The following is a 15318-nucleotide window of genomic DNA, read 5'->3' on the forward strand; positions in this document are numbered from 1 at the left end:
AGCGAATTACGCGCCAGCGTGGCGGGTCACGGAGGAGCCGTGAAGTCCAAAGACTGGACTGCCACGCAGGTATGCATGGGGCTGATCCAACCAGCAACGGCGTCTGGGCTTGGCCGGCAACATCGCGGGAGCAACTACATCGTCAGCAAAAAGCCGCATTTGTCGAGACAGCCTGACTCATGCGACCAGCCCCTCCGGACATCATGATGCGGCATCACAAGACAGCAGGATCACAAAAACTAATGCATATAAGCGAGCAATCGGGACGGTTCAGACAAGGAAACTGGCTTGGTCAAGCCGCTGCAAAGATGTTGAGTGGGTGCGCAGGCTGCGTGTTGCTGCTCGGTGCAGTGACGGCAAGAGCGGGAACGGTGGTGACAAACCACGTGATCAGCACGGCCACGCAAGCGCAGACCAATGTCCCCGTCACCTTCGGCCAGATCTTCAAGGCCGGCGACATACCCCGGGGCGAGACGGTTACCGCCACCCTCAATGGCCAGCCGGTCGCCCTGCAGGTGGATGGCAAGGCCACCCATCCCGACGGCAGCTTGCGCCACGCAGTGCTGACAGCGATGGTTCCCTCGCTGTCAGGCAATGCCAATTTACCCTTGACGCTGTCTACCGGACCGGCGCCAACGGCGACGGGACTTGATCAGCCCGTCAGCTTGTCGCAGTTGCTTGCGACAAGCTACGACACCAACGTGTCGCTCAACATCGGCGGTCGCAAGTACACCGCCAATGCCCGCGCACTGCTGCAGACGGCCAACAACGCGAATGCGTGCAAGCCGTGGGGCACCCAATGCAACCAGTGGCTTTCCGGCCCGCAGGCCAGCGAGTGGATCGTCAACGGCCCCGTGACGGCGGCGGATGGCACGACCAACCCGAACTTGAGAATCTACTTCGCAGTGCGAGCCTACGCGGACGGCTCGCGTGGCACCGTACGCCAGGTACAAACCGACGTCATCGTGGAAAACACCTCGGCCTACATGCCGCAGGCGCAGCCGCAATACACCGCGACCCTGACTTCCGGAAACGAGATTTACTCCACTCCGGCACTTACCCAGTACGCCTACACGCGTTGGCACAAGGTGTTGTGGTGGAACCACACCGAGCCGCAAGTCTACTTGCAGCAGAACACCGGATATATCCAGGACAGCAAGGCGGTGTCGCGCTACATGCCGTTGAAGCCGGACGAGAAGTTCCTGGCCAGCTTGCGCCAGACCTGCGCGCCCCTGGATCACTGTGATCAGACCCAGAAGATGCACATGACCGGCGCACAGGCAGCGATCGGTCCGTTGCCGCGCTGGACCAGCGTGTACATCGTCGACCCGGATGTGCGGGCCTACAACTGGATGCTGGCCAACACGGATGCGCTCGGCGCCTATGGCATCCATTACCGAGACCAGGCGACCGGCTGGCCGCTCAGCATCCAGAAGCACCCCTACGTCACCACCGCGGCCTGGACCTATGCAAATGGCGTCGCAAAGCAAGCGATGACTGGATCTGCCGACAACCAAGCCAAGATTGCCGCCTATCGGCGCGACCTATTGCCGAACTGCACAAACAACGCCGTGGTCACGGGATGTACCGAGGCCTATTACAGAACCGGGAACCCAGCGCAATGGGACAACGCGCACCAGCCGGCGCAATCATACGTGCCATACATGGTGACGGGCTCGTACTACTACATGTCCGAACTGGCGTTTGCGGCCTCGATCAACGCGCTTACGCCGAATCCCGTTTACCGTGGTTACTCGCAAGGGCTGATTGACGACAGCTACAGCCAGGTGCGTGGCAAGGCCTGGGTGCTGCGCCAAATGGCCGACGCGGCGTGGTTGTTGCCTGATGGCTACCCGCTCAAGGCCGAGTTCAATGCGAATGTCAATAACTCGCTCGCGGACTGGGGTCGGAAATACGTCAACAATCCGAACGCCAATTCACTGGGACTGATGGATAGTGGCCACAGCTACAGCGCGAACGGTGGCACCAGGAACGCGATGGCGCCGTGGATGCACAACTTCTTCACTTGGTCGGCGGGCCACGCGGCGGAGCTGGGTTTTGCGGGAGCCGCGGAGCTGCGCGACTGGTTGGCGAAGTTCGAGATCGGCTTGATGACGGACTGGCAGGCCAATCCCACCCAGGGCTATTGCTGGCTGGAAGCCTCCGCCTACACGCTTGTAGTTACCGAGCCCACGGGAAAGACCTACCTGCCTTCGTACAGTGCCATGTATGCGGCGACGTTCCCGAGTCTGGTCGGGCTGGCCTGCAATTCGCCGGCCATGGTGACCGCCATGGGAACGCTGGAGAAGCAATCGTGGCAAGCCGGCAAGATGCATGGGTATCCGACCTCGGCAACGGGCTATCCGGCCAATCTGCAGGTCGGCTTGGCCGCCGCAGCCGATAGTTCCGTGCCCAATGCGCACGAGGCATGGAATCTTTTTGAGTCGCGCAGCGTGAAACCCACCGGCACGACCGCCTACAACAACTACCCCAACTTCGCCGTCATCCCGCGGTCGGCTCCGGGCGGTAGCGTGGGTACACCACCGCCAACCACGCCTCCGCCGACCGATCCCGCACCCCCTCCCACGGATACACCGCCACCCACGACGGGACAGTCTCTGTCGGCGTTGTTCAAGTTTGTTGTGAACGGCGCGACCGTCTCGATCACCGATCAATCGGTGGGTGCAGTGAAAGAGCAGTGGCAGTGGGGTAATGGCGGAACGTCAAATACGGTCGGCAACCAAACCGTTACGTACCGATATGCGGGTACTTATCCGATTCGGCTGATTGTATGGGGCGCGGACGGCAAAACGACGGATTACAAGAGCACGGTGACTACGACGGCAGACGCGGGCTCAACACCTCCGCCGCCTCCGCCGCCTCCGCCCGCGGCAAGCGGGGTCGTCTCGGCATCGTTCAAGTTCGTTGTGAATGGCGCAACTGCCTCGATCACCGATCAATCGGTGGGTGCAGTGAAAGAGCAGTGGCAGTGGGGTAATGGCGGAACGTCAAATACGCTCGGCAACCAAACCGTTACGTACCGCTATGCGGGTACTTATCCGATTCGGCTGATCGTATGGGGTGCGGATGGCAAGTCGGTAGATTACAAAGCCACCGTGACGACCACCAAAAACAGCGGCGCACTGTGACCTTGGAGTAGCCGCCCCCAGCAACGACGCCGTCAGTTCGTCGACTCAGCACTGGCAATAGTGCCGCCAAAGGCGGCACGACCAACCCAGCCCTCGCGACTACTCGTTTGCAAGTGTCGCGATGGCGCCGGCGCGCCGCCCGGTGGCATGATCCCACTTGATGTCGACCGAAACCTGCGGCGCCGCAAGGGCGCGATCGAAACACCTTCGCCGGAGGCTGCTGGGTACCTGCGTATGCCTGGTCATCTACGGCTCGTTGTACCCGTTCACGGGCTGGCGGACACCGGGCAACTTCCACCGACTGCTCAGCGCCGCCGCGCTCGATCATGTGTCGGCCGCGGACGTATTGGCGAACGTCTTCCTGTATATGCCGCTTGGATTTCTGTCCGCTTTGGGCCGGCGTTTGCGTGCGATCCCGGTGATCCTGTTGGCGGCCCTGTTGCTCAGTCTCGGCGTGGAAATATTGCAAGCGTTTCTGCCGGGACGCGTAGCGTCTTGGCTGGACGTTGCAACGAATGTTTTTGGTGCTGGCGTTGGTGCCGTGCTTGCCACCGCCGCCGCAATGACGCACTGGCTGGACGGCGGGTGGCTCCGCAATCTGGCATGGCGACTGCCGGGTGATCGTGTCGCCCGGTTGGGCATGGCGGCACTGGCTGCGTGGGGGTGTGCGCAACTGATCCCGTTCGTACCTTCACTCGATGTAAGCGACTTGAAGGCCGGGTTGCAACCGCTGTGGCACATGCTGCAGGGCGCGCGACCAGTGGACCTCTGGCGCGGCGCCGTCTATGCCGCAGCCACGGCTGCGCTGACGATAACCGGTGCCAGCGCGCTGCGTATCTGCAATCGGGGTGGCGCCGCAGCCGCCTGCTTGCTTGCGGTGTTGCCTTTGAAAGTACTGGTCGCCGGACGACAACTGTCGCCGGAGGCCCTTGCCGGCACCTGCGTGGGCGTGGCATTCGGCGTGGTGCTGTGGGCCAGCGGCCGACAACGTGCGCTGGTTGGTGCCGCACTGTTGATCCCCGTCTACATCGTGGCGGAAGGGTTGCATCCCGGCGCGCCCAACACCGTGCTTCACGCATTCAACTGGATACCGTTGCACGCCCAGCTGGCGCAACCCGTCAATGGCCTGGTCAACCTCGTGGACGCAGTCTGGCCACCACTCGCACTGGCCTGCCTCTGCCTTCGCCTGGGAATGCGATCGCTGTGGTATTTGCTGCCGGCGGTCGTGCTGCTTTTGTTTGCAGTCGAATGGATACAGCTCTGGATACCCGGCCGCTATCCCGATGTCACGGCGGTATTGACGGGCACGGCAGCGTGGGCCGTCGCTGCGGCTTATGCCGGAAAGTCACCATGTCGGGAGCAAGCCTGAATGACATTGGGCTTGGTTTTCGCGAATGCCCGGGAGATGGCTGCGGCCAACAGACGCGAGATCACGGAATCTCCATCCGGTGACCTCGACCTCCAAGCTCCTCAATACCACCGCCATCCATGGCCGTTCCTCGCGTGAGCTTGCAAATGCAACCATGAAAGCGCTCTACTGGCTGACGCTAGGCACTGGGGAAAAGTCTCCATGAATCAATTCCTTGTGAAGGTTTTGTGTAGGTGTGCAGGCTGCGTGTTGCTGCTCGGTGCGGGAACGGCGAGAGCGGGAACGGTGGTGACAGACCACGTGATCAGCACAGGCGCACAAGCGCAGACCAATGTCCCCCTCACCTTCGGCCAGATCTTCAAGGCTGGCGACATACCCCGGGGCGAGACGGTTACAGCCACCCTCGATGGCCAGCCGGTCGCCTTGCAGGTGGATAGCAAGGCGACCCATCCCGACGGCAGCTTGCGCCACGCGGTGCTGACAGCGATGGTTCCAACGCTGCCACGTAATGCAAATTTACCCTTGGCGCTGTCTGCCGGGCCGGCGCCAACGACGACAGGACTTGATCAGCCGATCAGCTTGTCGCAGTTGCTTGCGACAAGCTACGACGCCGACGTATCGCTCAACATCGGCGACCGCAAATACACCGCCAACGCTCGCGCACTGCTGCAGACGGCCAACGACGCGAATGCGTGCAAGCCGTGGGGCACCCAATGCAACCAGTGGCTTTCCGGCCCGCAGACCAGCGAGTGGGTCGTCAATGGCCCCGTGACGGCGGCGGATGGCACGACCGACCCCAACTTGAGAATCTACTTCGCAGTGCGCGTCTACGCAGACGGCTCGCATGGCACCGTGCGCCAAGTACAAACCGATGTCATCGTGGAAAACACCGCGGCCTACACGCCACAGGCACAGCCGCAATACACCGCGACCCTGACCTCAGGGAGTGCGGATTACACCAGCCCGGCACTCACGCAGTACGCCTACACGCGCTGGCATCAGGTGCTGTGGTGGACCAAAGCTCAGCCGAAGGTTTATCTGCAACAGGACACTGGATATATCCAGAACAGCAAGGCGGTGTCGCGCTACATGCCGTTGAAGCCGAATGAGAAGTTTCTGGCCAGCTTGCGCCAGACCTGCGCGCCGCTGGATCACTGTGATCAGACCCAGAAGATGCACATGGCCGGGGCACAGGCAGCGATTGGTCCGTTGCCGCGCTGGACCAGCGTGTACATCGTCGACCCGGATGTGCGGGCCTACAACTGGATGCTGGCCAACACGGATGCGCTCGGCGCCTACGGCATTCATTACCGGGACCCAGCGACGGGCTGGCCGGTCAGCATCCAGAAGCACCCCTACGTCACGACCGCGGCCTGGACCTATGCAAATGGCGTCGCAAAGCAAGCAATGACTGGATCTGCCGCCAACCAAGCCAAGATTGATGCCTATCGGCGCGACCTATTGCCAAACTGCATAAACAACTCCGTGGTTACGGAATGCACTGAGGCGTATTACGGAACCGGGAACCCAGCGCAATGGGACAACGCGCACCAGCCGGCGCAATCATACGTGCCATACATGGTGACGGGCTCGTACTACTACATGTCCGAGTTGGCGTTTGCGGCCTCACTCAACGAGATTTGGTCAAACCCTGAGTACCGCGATTATGCAAAGGGGTTGATTGACAGAAGTCATAGTCAGGTACGTGGCAAGGCATGGACGCTGCGCCAGATGGCGGACGCGGCGTGGTTGCTGCCCGATGGCTACCCGCTGAAGGCCGAGTTCAATGCGGATGTGGAGAACTCGCTGGCGGACTGGAATCAGAAATACACCAACAATCCGAACGCCAATCCGCTGGGACTGTTGGATAGTGGCCACAGCTATAGCGTGCAAGGTGGCACCAGTAACGCGATGGCGCCGTGGATGCACAACTTCTTCACCTGGTCGGCGGGCCACGCGGCGGAGCTGGGTTTTACGGGAGCCGCGGAGCTGCGCGACTGGCTGGCGAAGTTCGAGATCGGTTTGATGACGGACTGGCAGGCCAATCCCACCCAGGGCTATTGCTGGTTGCAAGCCTCCGCCTACACGCTTGTGGTTACCGAGCCCACTGGGAAGACCTACCTGCCGTCGTACAGTGCCATATACGCGGCGACGTTCCCGAGTCTGGTCGGGCTGGCCTGCAATTCGCCGGCCATGGTGACGGCCATGGGAACGCTGGAAAAGAAACCGTGGCAAGCTGGCAAGATGCATGGGTATCCGCAATCGGCAACGGGTTATCCAGCCAATTTGCAGGTTGGGCTGGCCGCCGCTGCCGATAGTGCCGTGCCCAACGCGCACGAAGCATGGAGTCTTTTTGAGTCGCGCAGCGTGAAACCCAGCGGCACGACCGCCTACAACAACTACCCCAATTTCGCCGTGCTGCCGCGATCCGTGCCGCTATGACATGTGATTGCGCTGCGTCCACGGCACTGCCGTGCAGTCGGCGCATGCACTCTCGGTGGAGCCGCTCGCCGTTCGTCTCGCGGCTGGCCTGACTTTCGACGCTGCGGTCGACCGCACATGATCCTACCGCGCGCGATCAATGGAAAAGGAGCCGACCGCTAAAAAACCGGACCTCAAGCTCGCATCTGGGCCGCCGCCTGTATTCACGACGCAGGCCACCTGCGTTGGTGTCGCCGGCCTTGCGGTCCCCTTTGTGCGTTGGTCGCGGGTATCCGTAAATCGAAGGGTACAATCCGTCGTCACCCCGAAAAGCCCGTCGATGGCTATGGCTATCCGAGACGTCTTCAACGCCGTGCGCCCCAAAGGGTTTTATCGCCCGGACGTCGACGGCGTGCGTGCGCTTGCGGTGCTGGCGGTAGTCGCCTACCACTATTCACCAGCGAACCTTCCAGGCGGTTTCATTGGAGTCGACGTCTTCTTCGTCATCAGCGGTTACCTGATCACGGGGATCCTGCTCAAGGCCATCGAGAACAATGAGTTCTCGACATTTCGTGGAATGCTGGTGGACTTTTACCAGCGCCGGATACGCCGCATCTTTCCATCGCTCATCCTGGTACTGATTGCCTGCCTCGTCATCGGTTGGCTGGTGCTGTTCTCTTCGGAATACGAGCGCCTCGGGAAGTACGTCGCGGCCGGTGCCGGCTACGTGGAGAACTTTACCTTATGGGGTGAAGCCGGCTATTTCGATCATGCATCGATCGACAAAACACTGTTGCACCTATGGAGTTTGTCCGTAGAGGAGCAGTTCTACATTGCGTGGCCACTGCTTCTGTGGCTTATCACCCGCTGGCGCTGGTCGCTGTTGATGTCCATTGGCCTGATCGCGGCGCTGACCTTTGTGTTGAACGTATCACTGGTCTTCAGCGGCCACACCACACAGGCTTTCTATTCCCCCGTCTCCCGCACCTGGGAACTCATGGTGGGCGCATGGCTCGCAGCAGGGCACCGACATGGTATGCCCTGGTTGTCCAGGTGGCGCTCTGTGCAATCCTGGACAGGCATTGCCCTCATCATTGCAGCGCTGGCTCTCATCGAGCCCTCCAGTGCATTTCCGGGTTTCTGGGCGCTACTTCCGGTGCTCGGTACTGCGTTGATCGTCAATGCGGGGTCGAATACGTTTTTGAACCGGCGCGTGCTGAGCTGGCGCCCGGCGGTATGGGTGGGGCTGATCAGTTACCCGCTGTATCTGTGGCATTGGGCATTGCTTTCGCTTGTGGTCATCGTGTTTGGCGACAGCAACCCGACGTTCCGCCACGCGTCCAGGCTCGTGCTGGTGGTGGTGTCATTCCTGCTGGCTTGGCTGACCTACCGCTACTTCGAGGACCCAATCCGCAGGAGTCGGCGAGGATATACGGCGCTCGGCCTTACGGTCGCCGTTGCGGCATTGGGTGCGGCGGGTTTGGCCGTTTACGCGGCCTCGGGGCTGCCAGACCGGCCCGCAAGTTTCGTTTCAGTCAGGGCCGAACAGTATGTGAAATCCATGCAGATGGGCACTTTCGCCAACTCCCAGGACTGCTTCAACCCCCAGACAAAAATGACGCTTTTGCAAAGACAACGGCATGATGCGTATCTGCCAGATAAATGGTACTGCGACATCGGCGACACCCACTCCAAAACGCTGGTTCTGGCTTACGGTGACAGTCACGCGAGAGCCATGATTCCGACCCTGGACAAATACGGCAAGGCTACAAATACGAGAATCATTTTCTCATCGATCGGGAGTTGCCTGCCGCTGACCAACGTTACGGTGCGCACCGATTACCCGAACGCATGCCGCGAATTGGGCGAAAAAGCAACCCACTTCGCGAGTGAAATGCGGCCAAAGGCAGTCGTATTGATTGAAGCCTGGGCAAGCTATATTGGCGCGGGAAAAATTCACATCCAGCACTCCATCACCGGCGCACAGGCGTTGCGCACCACCTTGAGCGAAACGCTCGCGATCTATCAGACGCTGGATATCCCCGTCGTGCTCATGCAGGACAACCCGCACCAACGCACGTCGGTCCCCAAGGCCAGCATTCGATTTGCCGTGAATCCGTCGGACCAACGGCTGAATACCGGCGCGGTGACGCGACTCGGGTATGTGCAGCAACAAGCGGAAGCCAATTCAATACTCAAATCGGTCGCCGCGAAGTACCCACTGTCGTCGGTGCTGGAGGTCGGCAACGCGCTGTGCAACGAAGATATATGCCCATGGGCAATGCGGCATGAATTTCTCTACTACGACTCGGATCACCTGAGTGCTGCAGGAGCCCTGCAGGTTTACCCGGCGTTTGTTGCACATATGAACGCAATATCGAGACACCGGCCATTATGAACGGGGCTCCCGACACGATGATTTCTCCAAGTCGAGGTTAAAATTGAAAACCAGCATCTCAGTGATCATTCCCGCATACAACGCCGGCAAATTCATAGCTCGTGCGCTGGCAAGTATTGAAAACCAGACGTGTGCCGCGTATGAGGTAGTCGTTGTCGACGACGGCTCCACAGATGATACGTACCTGCGGGCAAAGGAATTCGCCAAGACATCCAAGCTGAATCTCGTCATTGAGCGACAAGAAAACCAAGGTTCTGCTACAGCACGAAACAACGGGATACGGTCGTCCTGCGGCGACCTCATTGCCTTTATGGATGCGGACGACCTCATGTATCCAGATTTTCTGGAGCAAACGACCACCGGGCTCAGCCGTTACCCACACTGGGTTGCGTGCTTCAGCGACCGGGACGTTGTGGATTCACATGGGAGGCTGCTTGCAAAAGATCTGGATCACCCCAAATTTCTGGCAATTTCGAAAAACGACATGGGCCAAGGATTCTTCGAGTTGGCCGATGACGCACTGTTCTCAAAAATCTTGGCAGGAAGCGTCATTCCAATGACGATTGTCTGTCGCCGCTCCGCGGTCAAAGCCGTGCGCGGCTTCGACGAAACGATACGGTTTCATGAAGATAGACTGTTTCTTCTCGAACTCATAAAACTGGGTGGGAAATTTGGTTACACGACTGACTCACTCGGTATCTGGCAGAGACACGATGCGAACAAGACTGGCACAGGCAATTCACTCAGGGGTATCGAATCTTCCGATTTGATATTGAGGAAGATTCTCGCTGACAAGATCAGATTGAACCTGTCGCCACAAGAATTGGTTGATGTCCACTCTGCTCGAAAGCACCTAGCCAGTGGATGGATGTATGCGGCATCACGCGCTCGATCCGCAACCATATTTTCCATTGGCTACCGCCTGCTGAGCGAACGCCGTATAACGCTTGGGTGCTTCCTGAAAGCCATCGCTCGCTACGCCGTCGCAGCAGTACGCGGATAGATCCGTCACACCTGCCTTGATCCGCATGCCCCAGCGCGGAGGCCGACGACGCCGGCTACAGTATCCGCCGCCACACTACTTCGACGGCGAGGGCGCGCGCCAAGGCACGATCATCCGCCAATTGAGTGAGATCGAGCAGCGAGTCCATGCGCCATTCCCCCGGCAGAAGCGTGCGGTATCGTTGCAGCAACGCGGGTGCAACGCGGACGTTCCGCAGGCTCCGGCGGGCGGCATTGATCAGCGGCCGCAGCCGCACCGGACGAGCACATGCTGCCCACTCGGCCAGTCGTGCCCGCCAACCTGGCCCGACATCAAGGCGAAAGCCATAGGCCGAAGGCTGCGCGGCGATAGCCGGATGCAACGCGGCGACCAGGCGGCTTTCCAAGGCACCCGCATTCTTCCAGCGCAGCGGCACGCGGAGAGCCAGGCGCACGGATGCCAGATCCACCAGTGGCGTCGCGTAATACCCGTGGCGCACCGCCACACTGTTGTTGACGCCCATCCAATAGTGGCAGCGGAACAGGGGATAGAGAAGCTCAACCTGCGCGCGCGCGCGACGTTCGTTCCCGCTCGGGGACATGCCCACGATGTCCCGTATCGACGCGGCAAGTCGCGCTTCATAGTTCGCCAGGCCATTGGATTCGCGAAAGGCGCCACGACTGAAGCCGCGGTAGAAGGCTCTCACGATGTCACGTGCGGAAAACGCACGATCCGGAAGGTGGAAGAAGTTGCGGAAGATCTCGCCGCCACCACCATTGAGCGCAATGCACCCGCCGGCGGTTTGCTGCAATCGGGTGCGGCGGTCGGCACCCGGATCATCGATGCCGTCGTTGGGCAGGCCGTCGAAGAACAGCGCGCTCTGCTCCAGTGATCCGAGGTCCGGCTCCGGCAGGTCGTGATTCATCACGCCTTTGTCAATGGCTTCGAGTTCGAGGCCGGTCGCGCCAGCCACCGCCTTCGCTGTCGCTACATCAGCGGAATCGGCGTCGCCATACACAAACAGATGCGGCTGCATGCCAGCCGCGAGCAACCCCGCGACAATCAGGCGCGAATCGAACCCGCCCGACAGAGCCGCGTTGACCCGACCCGGAAAGGCCGCAGCCACCTCGTTCGATACCGTGCGCAGATGTTCGGTGATGGCTTCGACAGCCGCACCCAGCGAGGCGAACCCGGGGTCGTGCAAAGCGAACCCATCGGGAAAGCGTTGCCATGTACGTCGACGCCGCAAATCCTGGGCGTGGCCAAGAGGAAGCAAGTCGATCCCGCGCGCCACCGATTGGCAAGAGTGCGAAGCCCCCACCAGCACGTATTCAATTGCCGAGGCAGCGTCAACTTCGACGTGCTGTAGATAAGCACAGGCAGCGAGCCAACTGGTACTGAAAAAGCAACGATCCGCACTGGCGTGAATACGCACAAACCCCAACGCGTCATTCAGCAGCCAGGTGTGTTCGCCGGTGTTGAGGAACAGCGCAAAGTTGCCGCGCAATGCGCCTTCTTCCAGACGCCCGGTTGTGTGGACTTCGTCAAGCAGCGCCGCTAACGCCTGGCGACCAAAACGACCGCGAAACCACAGCGGGCCGACGCAACAGGCGGTCCCCGATGACGTTTGAACCACACAATCCTCGACCTGCCGCTGTCCTGGGCACCCCCAGGCGACAACGCTGCCGCCATCCCACTCGATTCGCTGGGCGCGAAAAAAACCCTGACGCTCGAACGAGCGTTCCGCACGGACTTCGCCTTTGGAGTCTCCACCCGCAAGAGAGATCGACAGCGCGTTCAGCACGAGCCCGGTCCTCGAGCGCTTGCACTACCCATCTGCACCTCAAGCAGCCGCGATGTTCGTCGGTTATTGCGATGCACTACACGCGAATACTCCATCGGCACCTGCATGAGCGGAAGCGTGGGATGCGAACTGCAACCCCATTGGATGACGGCGAGCGTTATGGTCATAGGAAGTTCCACCACCAAGCGCACGAGACCGGACAAATAAACACCTGTAGCCATACTGCAAGGCATTCCACTCGGGCAAGAGCCCCAATTTCACGCGTCCACAGGCACGGCAGCGCGGCCAACATAATCAACGATGATGACTCTGAGATCTTCGTTAGAATAGGGACATTGCTAAACAACAACATTCCGGCAAGTCCCAAAAAATAGTATTTGGGTCGGACGTAGGCTATGGCTCCGCCCTGCCCACGGTGGACTAAAAGTGGACACTTTACTGCGCTCGTAGCCCCACAACCGCCGCGAGACTCAGACTCCCCAGCGAATGTGCGATAGCCGCCCCCCGGTGCTGCCAGTGCACGGACTATGAACTTGTCCGCATTGTAGGCAGGAATGACGACAGAGATATTTGGGCTCAAGGGCTTCTCTGGGCGACGTTGGCTTCGACCAATTGCAGTATACGGATTCCTGATAGCACGGATTCCCCGACTCATTCCGCGACACGCATTTTCATCAGAAGACTGTGGAGGAACCACGCACGGCACCAGCGTCACCAAGCTCATGAGACTTCCCCAAGCTGCCTCGCAAGCTCTCGTATCAACGGCCCAATCCGCCATCTTGCATAGCTCGCCGCCAAGCGCCCCTTTTGGCAATAGGCACCCAAGTAGCACAGCGCGAAATATAACTGTGCCCAGTACACGGCCTGTGCGTCACCCCCATACCCATACCCGGCAAGGAACATCGACTCCCGCTGCCGGTAATGACGATTTGTCAGCAAGCCTCCAAGCGTGCGGCTGACAAGCCAGAGATGGTTCAGAAACGGTGCAAGGTCATAGACTGCCGATCCCATACTCTGCCAATGTATGTCCAGCCCAATGTATCGGGTGCCGTCACACAGCATGTTCTGGGGTTTGAAATCGCCATGCTGGCGCACGACGCGGAACTCCCTTGCGTCAAGACGCGAACCTGCCTGTTCCAGACATCGGTACGCGGTCCACGTTTCGCGGTCACGGCGCAAGACCGCACCGTAGGTGGCCGCCAGATAGTCGAGCTTGTCCGCCACGCCCAGCATCCGCGTCTTTATGTCCGGGTCGCCGCTCTCGTGCAGCTTGCGCAACCAAACCCCCGCTGCATGACATGCCTCCTGCGCGCCAGGCTCACCCAGGGATCGCAGGTGGTGGGCCAAATCGTCGCCGCAGAAATGGCGCGTGATCATGATCCCGCGTCCCGAGGACTCCAGGTAGCCCAGCGACACCAACGTCCCAAAGTGTTCGTCCTGGGGAAACACGCGCTGGAGTGTGCACAGGGTTTCGTACTCAAGGCGTACCTTCGCACGGGCATCGTTGCGCAAGTCATCCCTTCGACTCACCTTGGCCACGATCTGCTCCTGACAGCGCGCGCATCGCAGCCGCTGAATGCTCGAGTTTTGCCTCAGCAAGGGCCTCGTCACCGCGATCCAATTTCCCGACGCGCGGCAGCTGGTGCAGATGAACCGCGCGTTGAGTATTCCAGCGACGTCCAGTCTGGTCACGGCCTAGCCACGCAACAGACGGTAACGCGAGGAAACACGGGAAACGACAAGCTTGAGCTCGTCCAGCAAGGGATGGCGTGCGAGCACGAGGGCGAGCAACCACCCTGCCCCGCCTCCGACGAGAGCCAATGCAAACGCCAAGAGCATATGTCGCGCCACGAGGCCAGGCCAAAGGACCACGGCTGCCGGTACGACACAGGCACCCAGCGTGACCACGACGCTCGGAAGGAGGGCCTTGGCGCACTTGCGAACTGCCAACGCGTCATAAGTTCGCATTTTGCGGTAATACAGCACGGTAGCAATGATATAGACAAGAACCTGTGAAGCCGCGACCGCAGTGACACCATAAAAGGCTGCGCCGATGGTAATGCCGACCCTGGCGGTTTGATATTGGACCTCCACGCGGGTCACGGCCCTTACCCGCCCCAGCGCAACCAGGAACCGGTTGCACTGGAACATCAATGTCCCGATCAGTGCAGCGGAACACAGCCAACGCATCAGAGGAACTGCCGCACCCCATTGATCGCCGAACAAGATGTTGATGACCGGATAAGCAAGAATGACACCACATGCAAAAAACGGCCAACTGATCCCGGTCGTGTAAACCAACGCCTTCAGGAACAGATCCGGGGCCGTGGCGTGCTCGCGGTGCTCGCGTGCGAACGCAGGAAAGGCAACCGCTCCGATCGCACCAAGGACGTTGGTGCGGTATATGTTGACCACGCCGTATCCGCGCGAAAACAGCCCGGTATCTGTCATGCCCAGCATCTTGCCGATCACCAAGTTGGCGGACTGGTCGCCCAGCTGGCTTGCCAAGTCCGAAATCGTCCGGTTGGAGCCAAAGTGCAGCACACTTTTCCAATGGCTGAAACTCACTCCCTTCACGCGGTATTGCCAGCCCCAAACCGTGCACCCAACGATCATTACCACAATACCCGCCAACGCCGACCATGCCATGCTCATGTAGGAAAACCCGGCATACGCAAGAGCGACAGCGGTACAGCTGCGCACGACGGATTCGCCGATGCGTATCTTGGTCAGCTTCCCGAACTCCATTTCGCGTTTCAACAAAGCCATTGCCGTAGTGCCGAACGGCAGCAGAAAGAATACGACGCCCAGAACCCGCAACACCCGCGTCACACCGATATCAGCGTAGAACGTCCCGATCGCACCACTGGCCGCGACAATGACCCCGCCAAGACACCACGCAATGACGAGGTTCATCGTGAAGACGGTGCGTACCAGCGACTCATCAAGAACCGGTGCCTGTACCACGTATTCACTGACCCCGAAGTCACGGAGCATGTGAATCAAGGCGACCAGGCCCGCGGCGATCGAAAATACACCGACTTCTGAAGGGGTGAGGAGTCGGCTAATGATCGTGACCGATCCGAAGCTGAACACGAATGCGACGAACTGCTGGACGAAAGACAGCGACAGCGCCCTACGCACGCCGTTTCCTTGTTTTTGGTTCTTATTGGTCACAAGGCATCGACCTCAACT

Annotated in this window: 8 protein-coding genes; 5 read left to right on the forward strand and 3 right to left on the reverse strand. The window is 60.0% G+C overall.

What is annotated here, in order from left to right:
* The first annotated feature begins 332 nt into the window (after positions 1-332).
* The 5 genes from ABD024_RS12695 to ABD024_RS12715 all read left to right on the forward strand — a co-directional run bounded on the left by ABD024_RS12695 (position 333) and on the right by ABD024_RS12715 (position 10340).
* Complete coding sequence (locus ABD024_RS12695; protein ID WP_343853216.1) at positions 333-3149, forward strand: PKD domain-containing protein; 2817 nt, start codon at positions 333-335, stop codon at positions 3147-3149.
* Between the two features lie 160 nt (positions 3150-3309).
* Positions 3310-4518, forward strand: coding sequence for a VanZ family protein (locus tag ABD024_RS12700; protein ID WP_343853218.1), 1209 nt, complete (start codon positions 3310-3312; stop codon positions 4516-4518).
* Positions 4519-4719: 201 nt separating this feature from the next.
* Entirely contained in the window at positions 4720-6960 is a 2241-nt protein-coding gene (locus ABD024_RS12705; protein ID WP_343853220.1) for a hypothetical protein, read from the forward strand.
* A gap of 139 nt (positions 6961-7099) precedes the next feature.
* On the forward strand, positions 7100-9337 hold the full coding sequence (locus tag ABD024_RS12710) for an acyltransferase family protein (protein WP_343853222.1): 2238 nt from the start codon (positions 7100-7102) through the stop codon (positions 9335-9337).
* A gap of 43 nt (positions 9338-9380) precedes the next feature.
* Positions 9381-10340, forward strand: a complete 960-nt coding sequence (locus ABD024_RS12715) for a glycosyltransferase family 2 protein (RefSeq protein WP_343853224.1) — start codon at positions 9381-9383, stop codon at positions 10338-10340.
* A gap of 55 nt (positions 10341-10395) precedes the next feature.
* On the opposite strand, the gene ABD024_RS12720 is transcribed toward ABD024_RS12715, so the two are convergent.
* From ABD024_RS12720 to ABD024_RS12730, 3 genes are all read right to left on the reverse strand, one after another.
* Positions 10396-12123, reverse strand: coding sequence for an asparagine synthetase B family protein (locus ABD024_RS12720; RefSeq protein ID WP_343853226.1), 1728 nt, complete (start codon positions 12121-12123; stop codon positions 10396-10398).
* 720 nt (positions 12124-12843) lie between these two features.
* Positions 12844-13662, reverse strand: coding sequence for a phosphotransferase family protein (locus ABD024_RS12725; RefSeq protein WP_343853228.1), 819 nt, complete (start codon positions 13660-13662; stop codon positions 12844-12846).
* A gap of 156 nt (positions 13663-13818) precedes the next feature.
* Entirely contained in the window at positions 13819-15300 is a 1482-nt protein-coding gene (locus ABD024_RS12730; protein ID WP_343853230.1) for a lipopolysaccharide biosynthesis protein, read from the reverse strand.
* Between the last annotated feature and the right edge of the window lie 18 nt (positions 15301-15318).

The organism is Rhodanobacter soli (assembly GCF_039523495.1).
Classification (GTDB): Bacteria; Pseudomonadota; Gammaproteobacteria; order Xanthomonadales; family Rhodanobacteraceae; genus Rhodanobacter; species Rhodanobacter soli.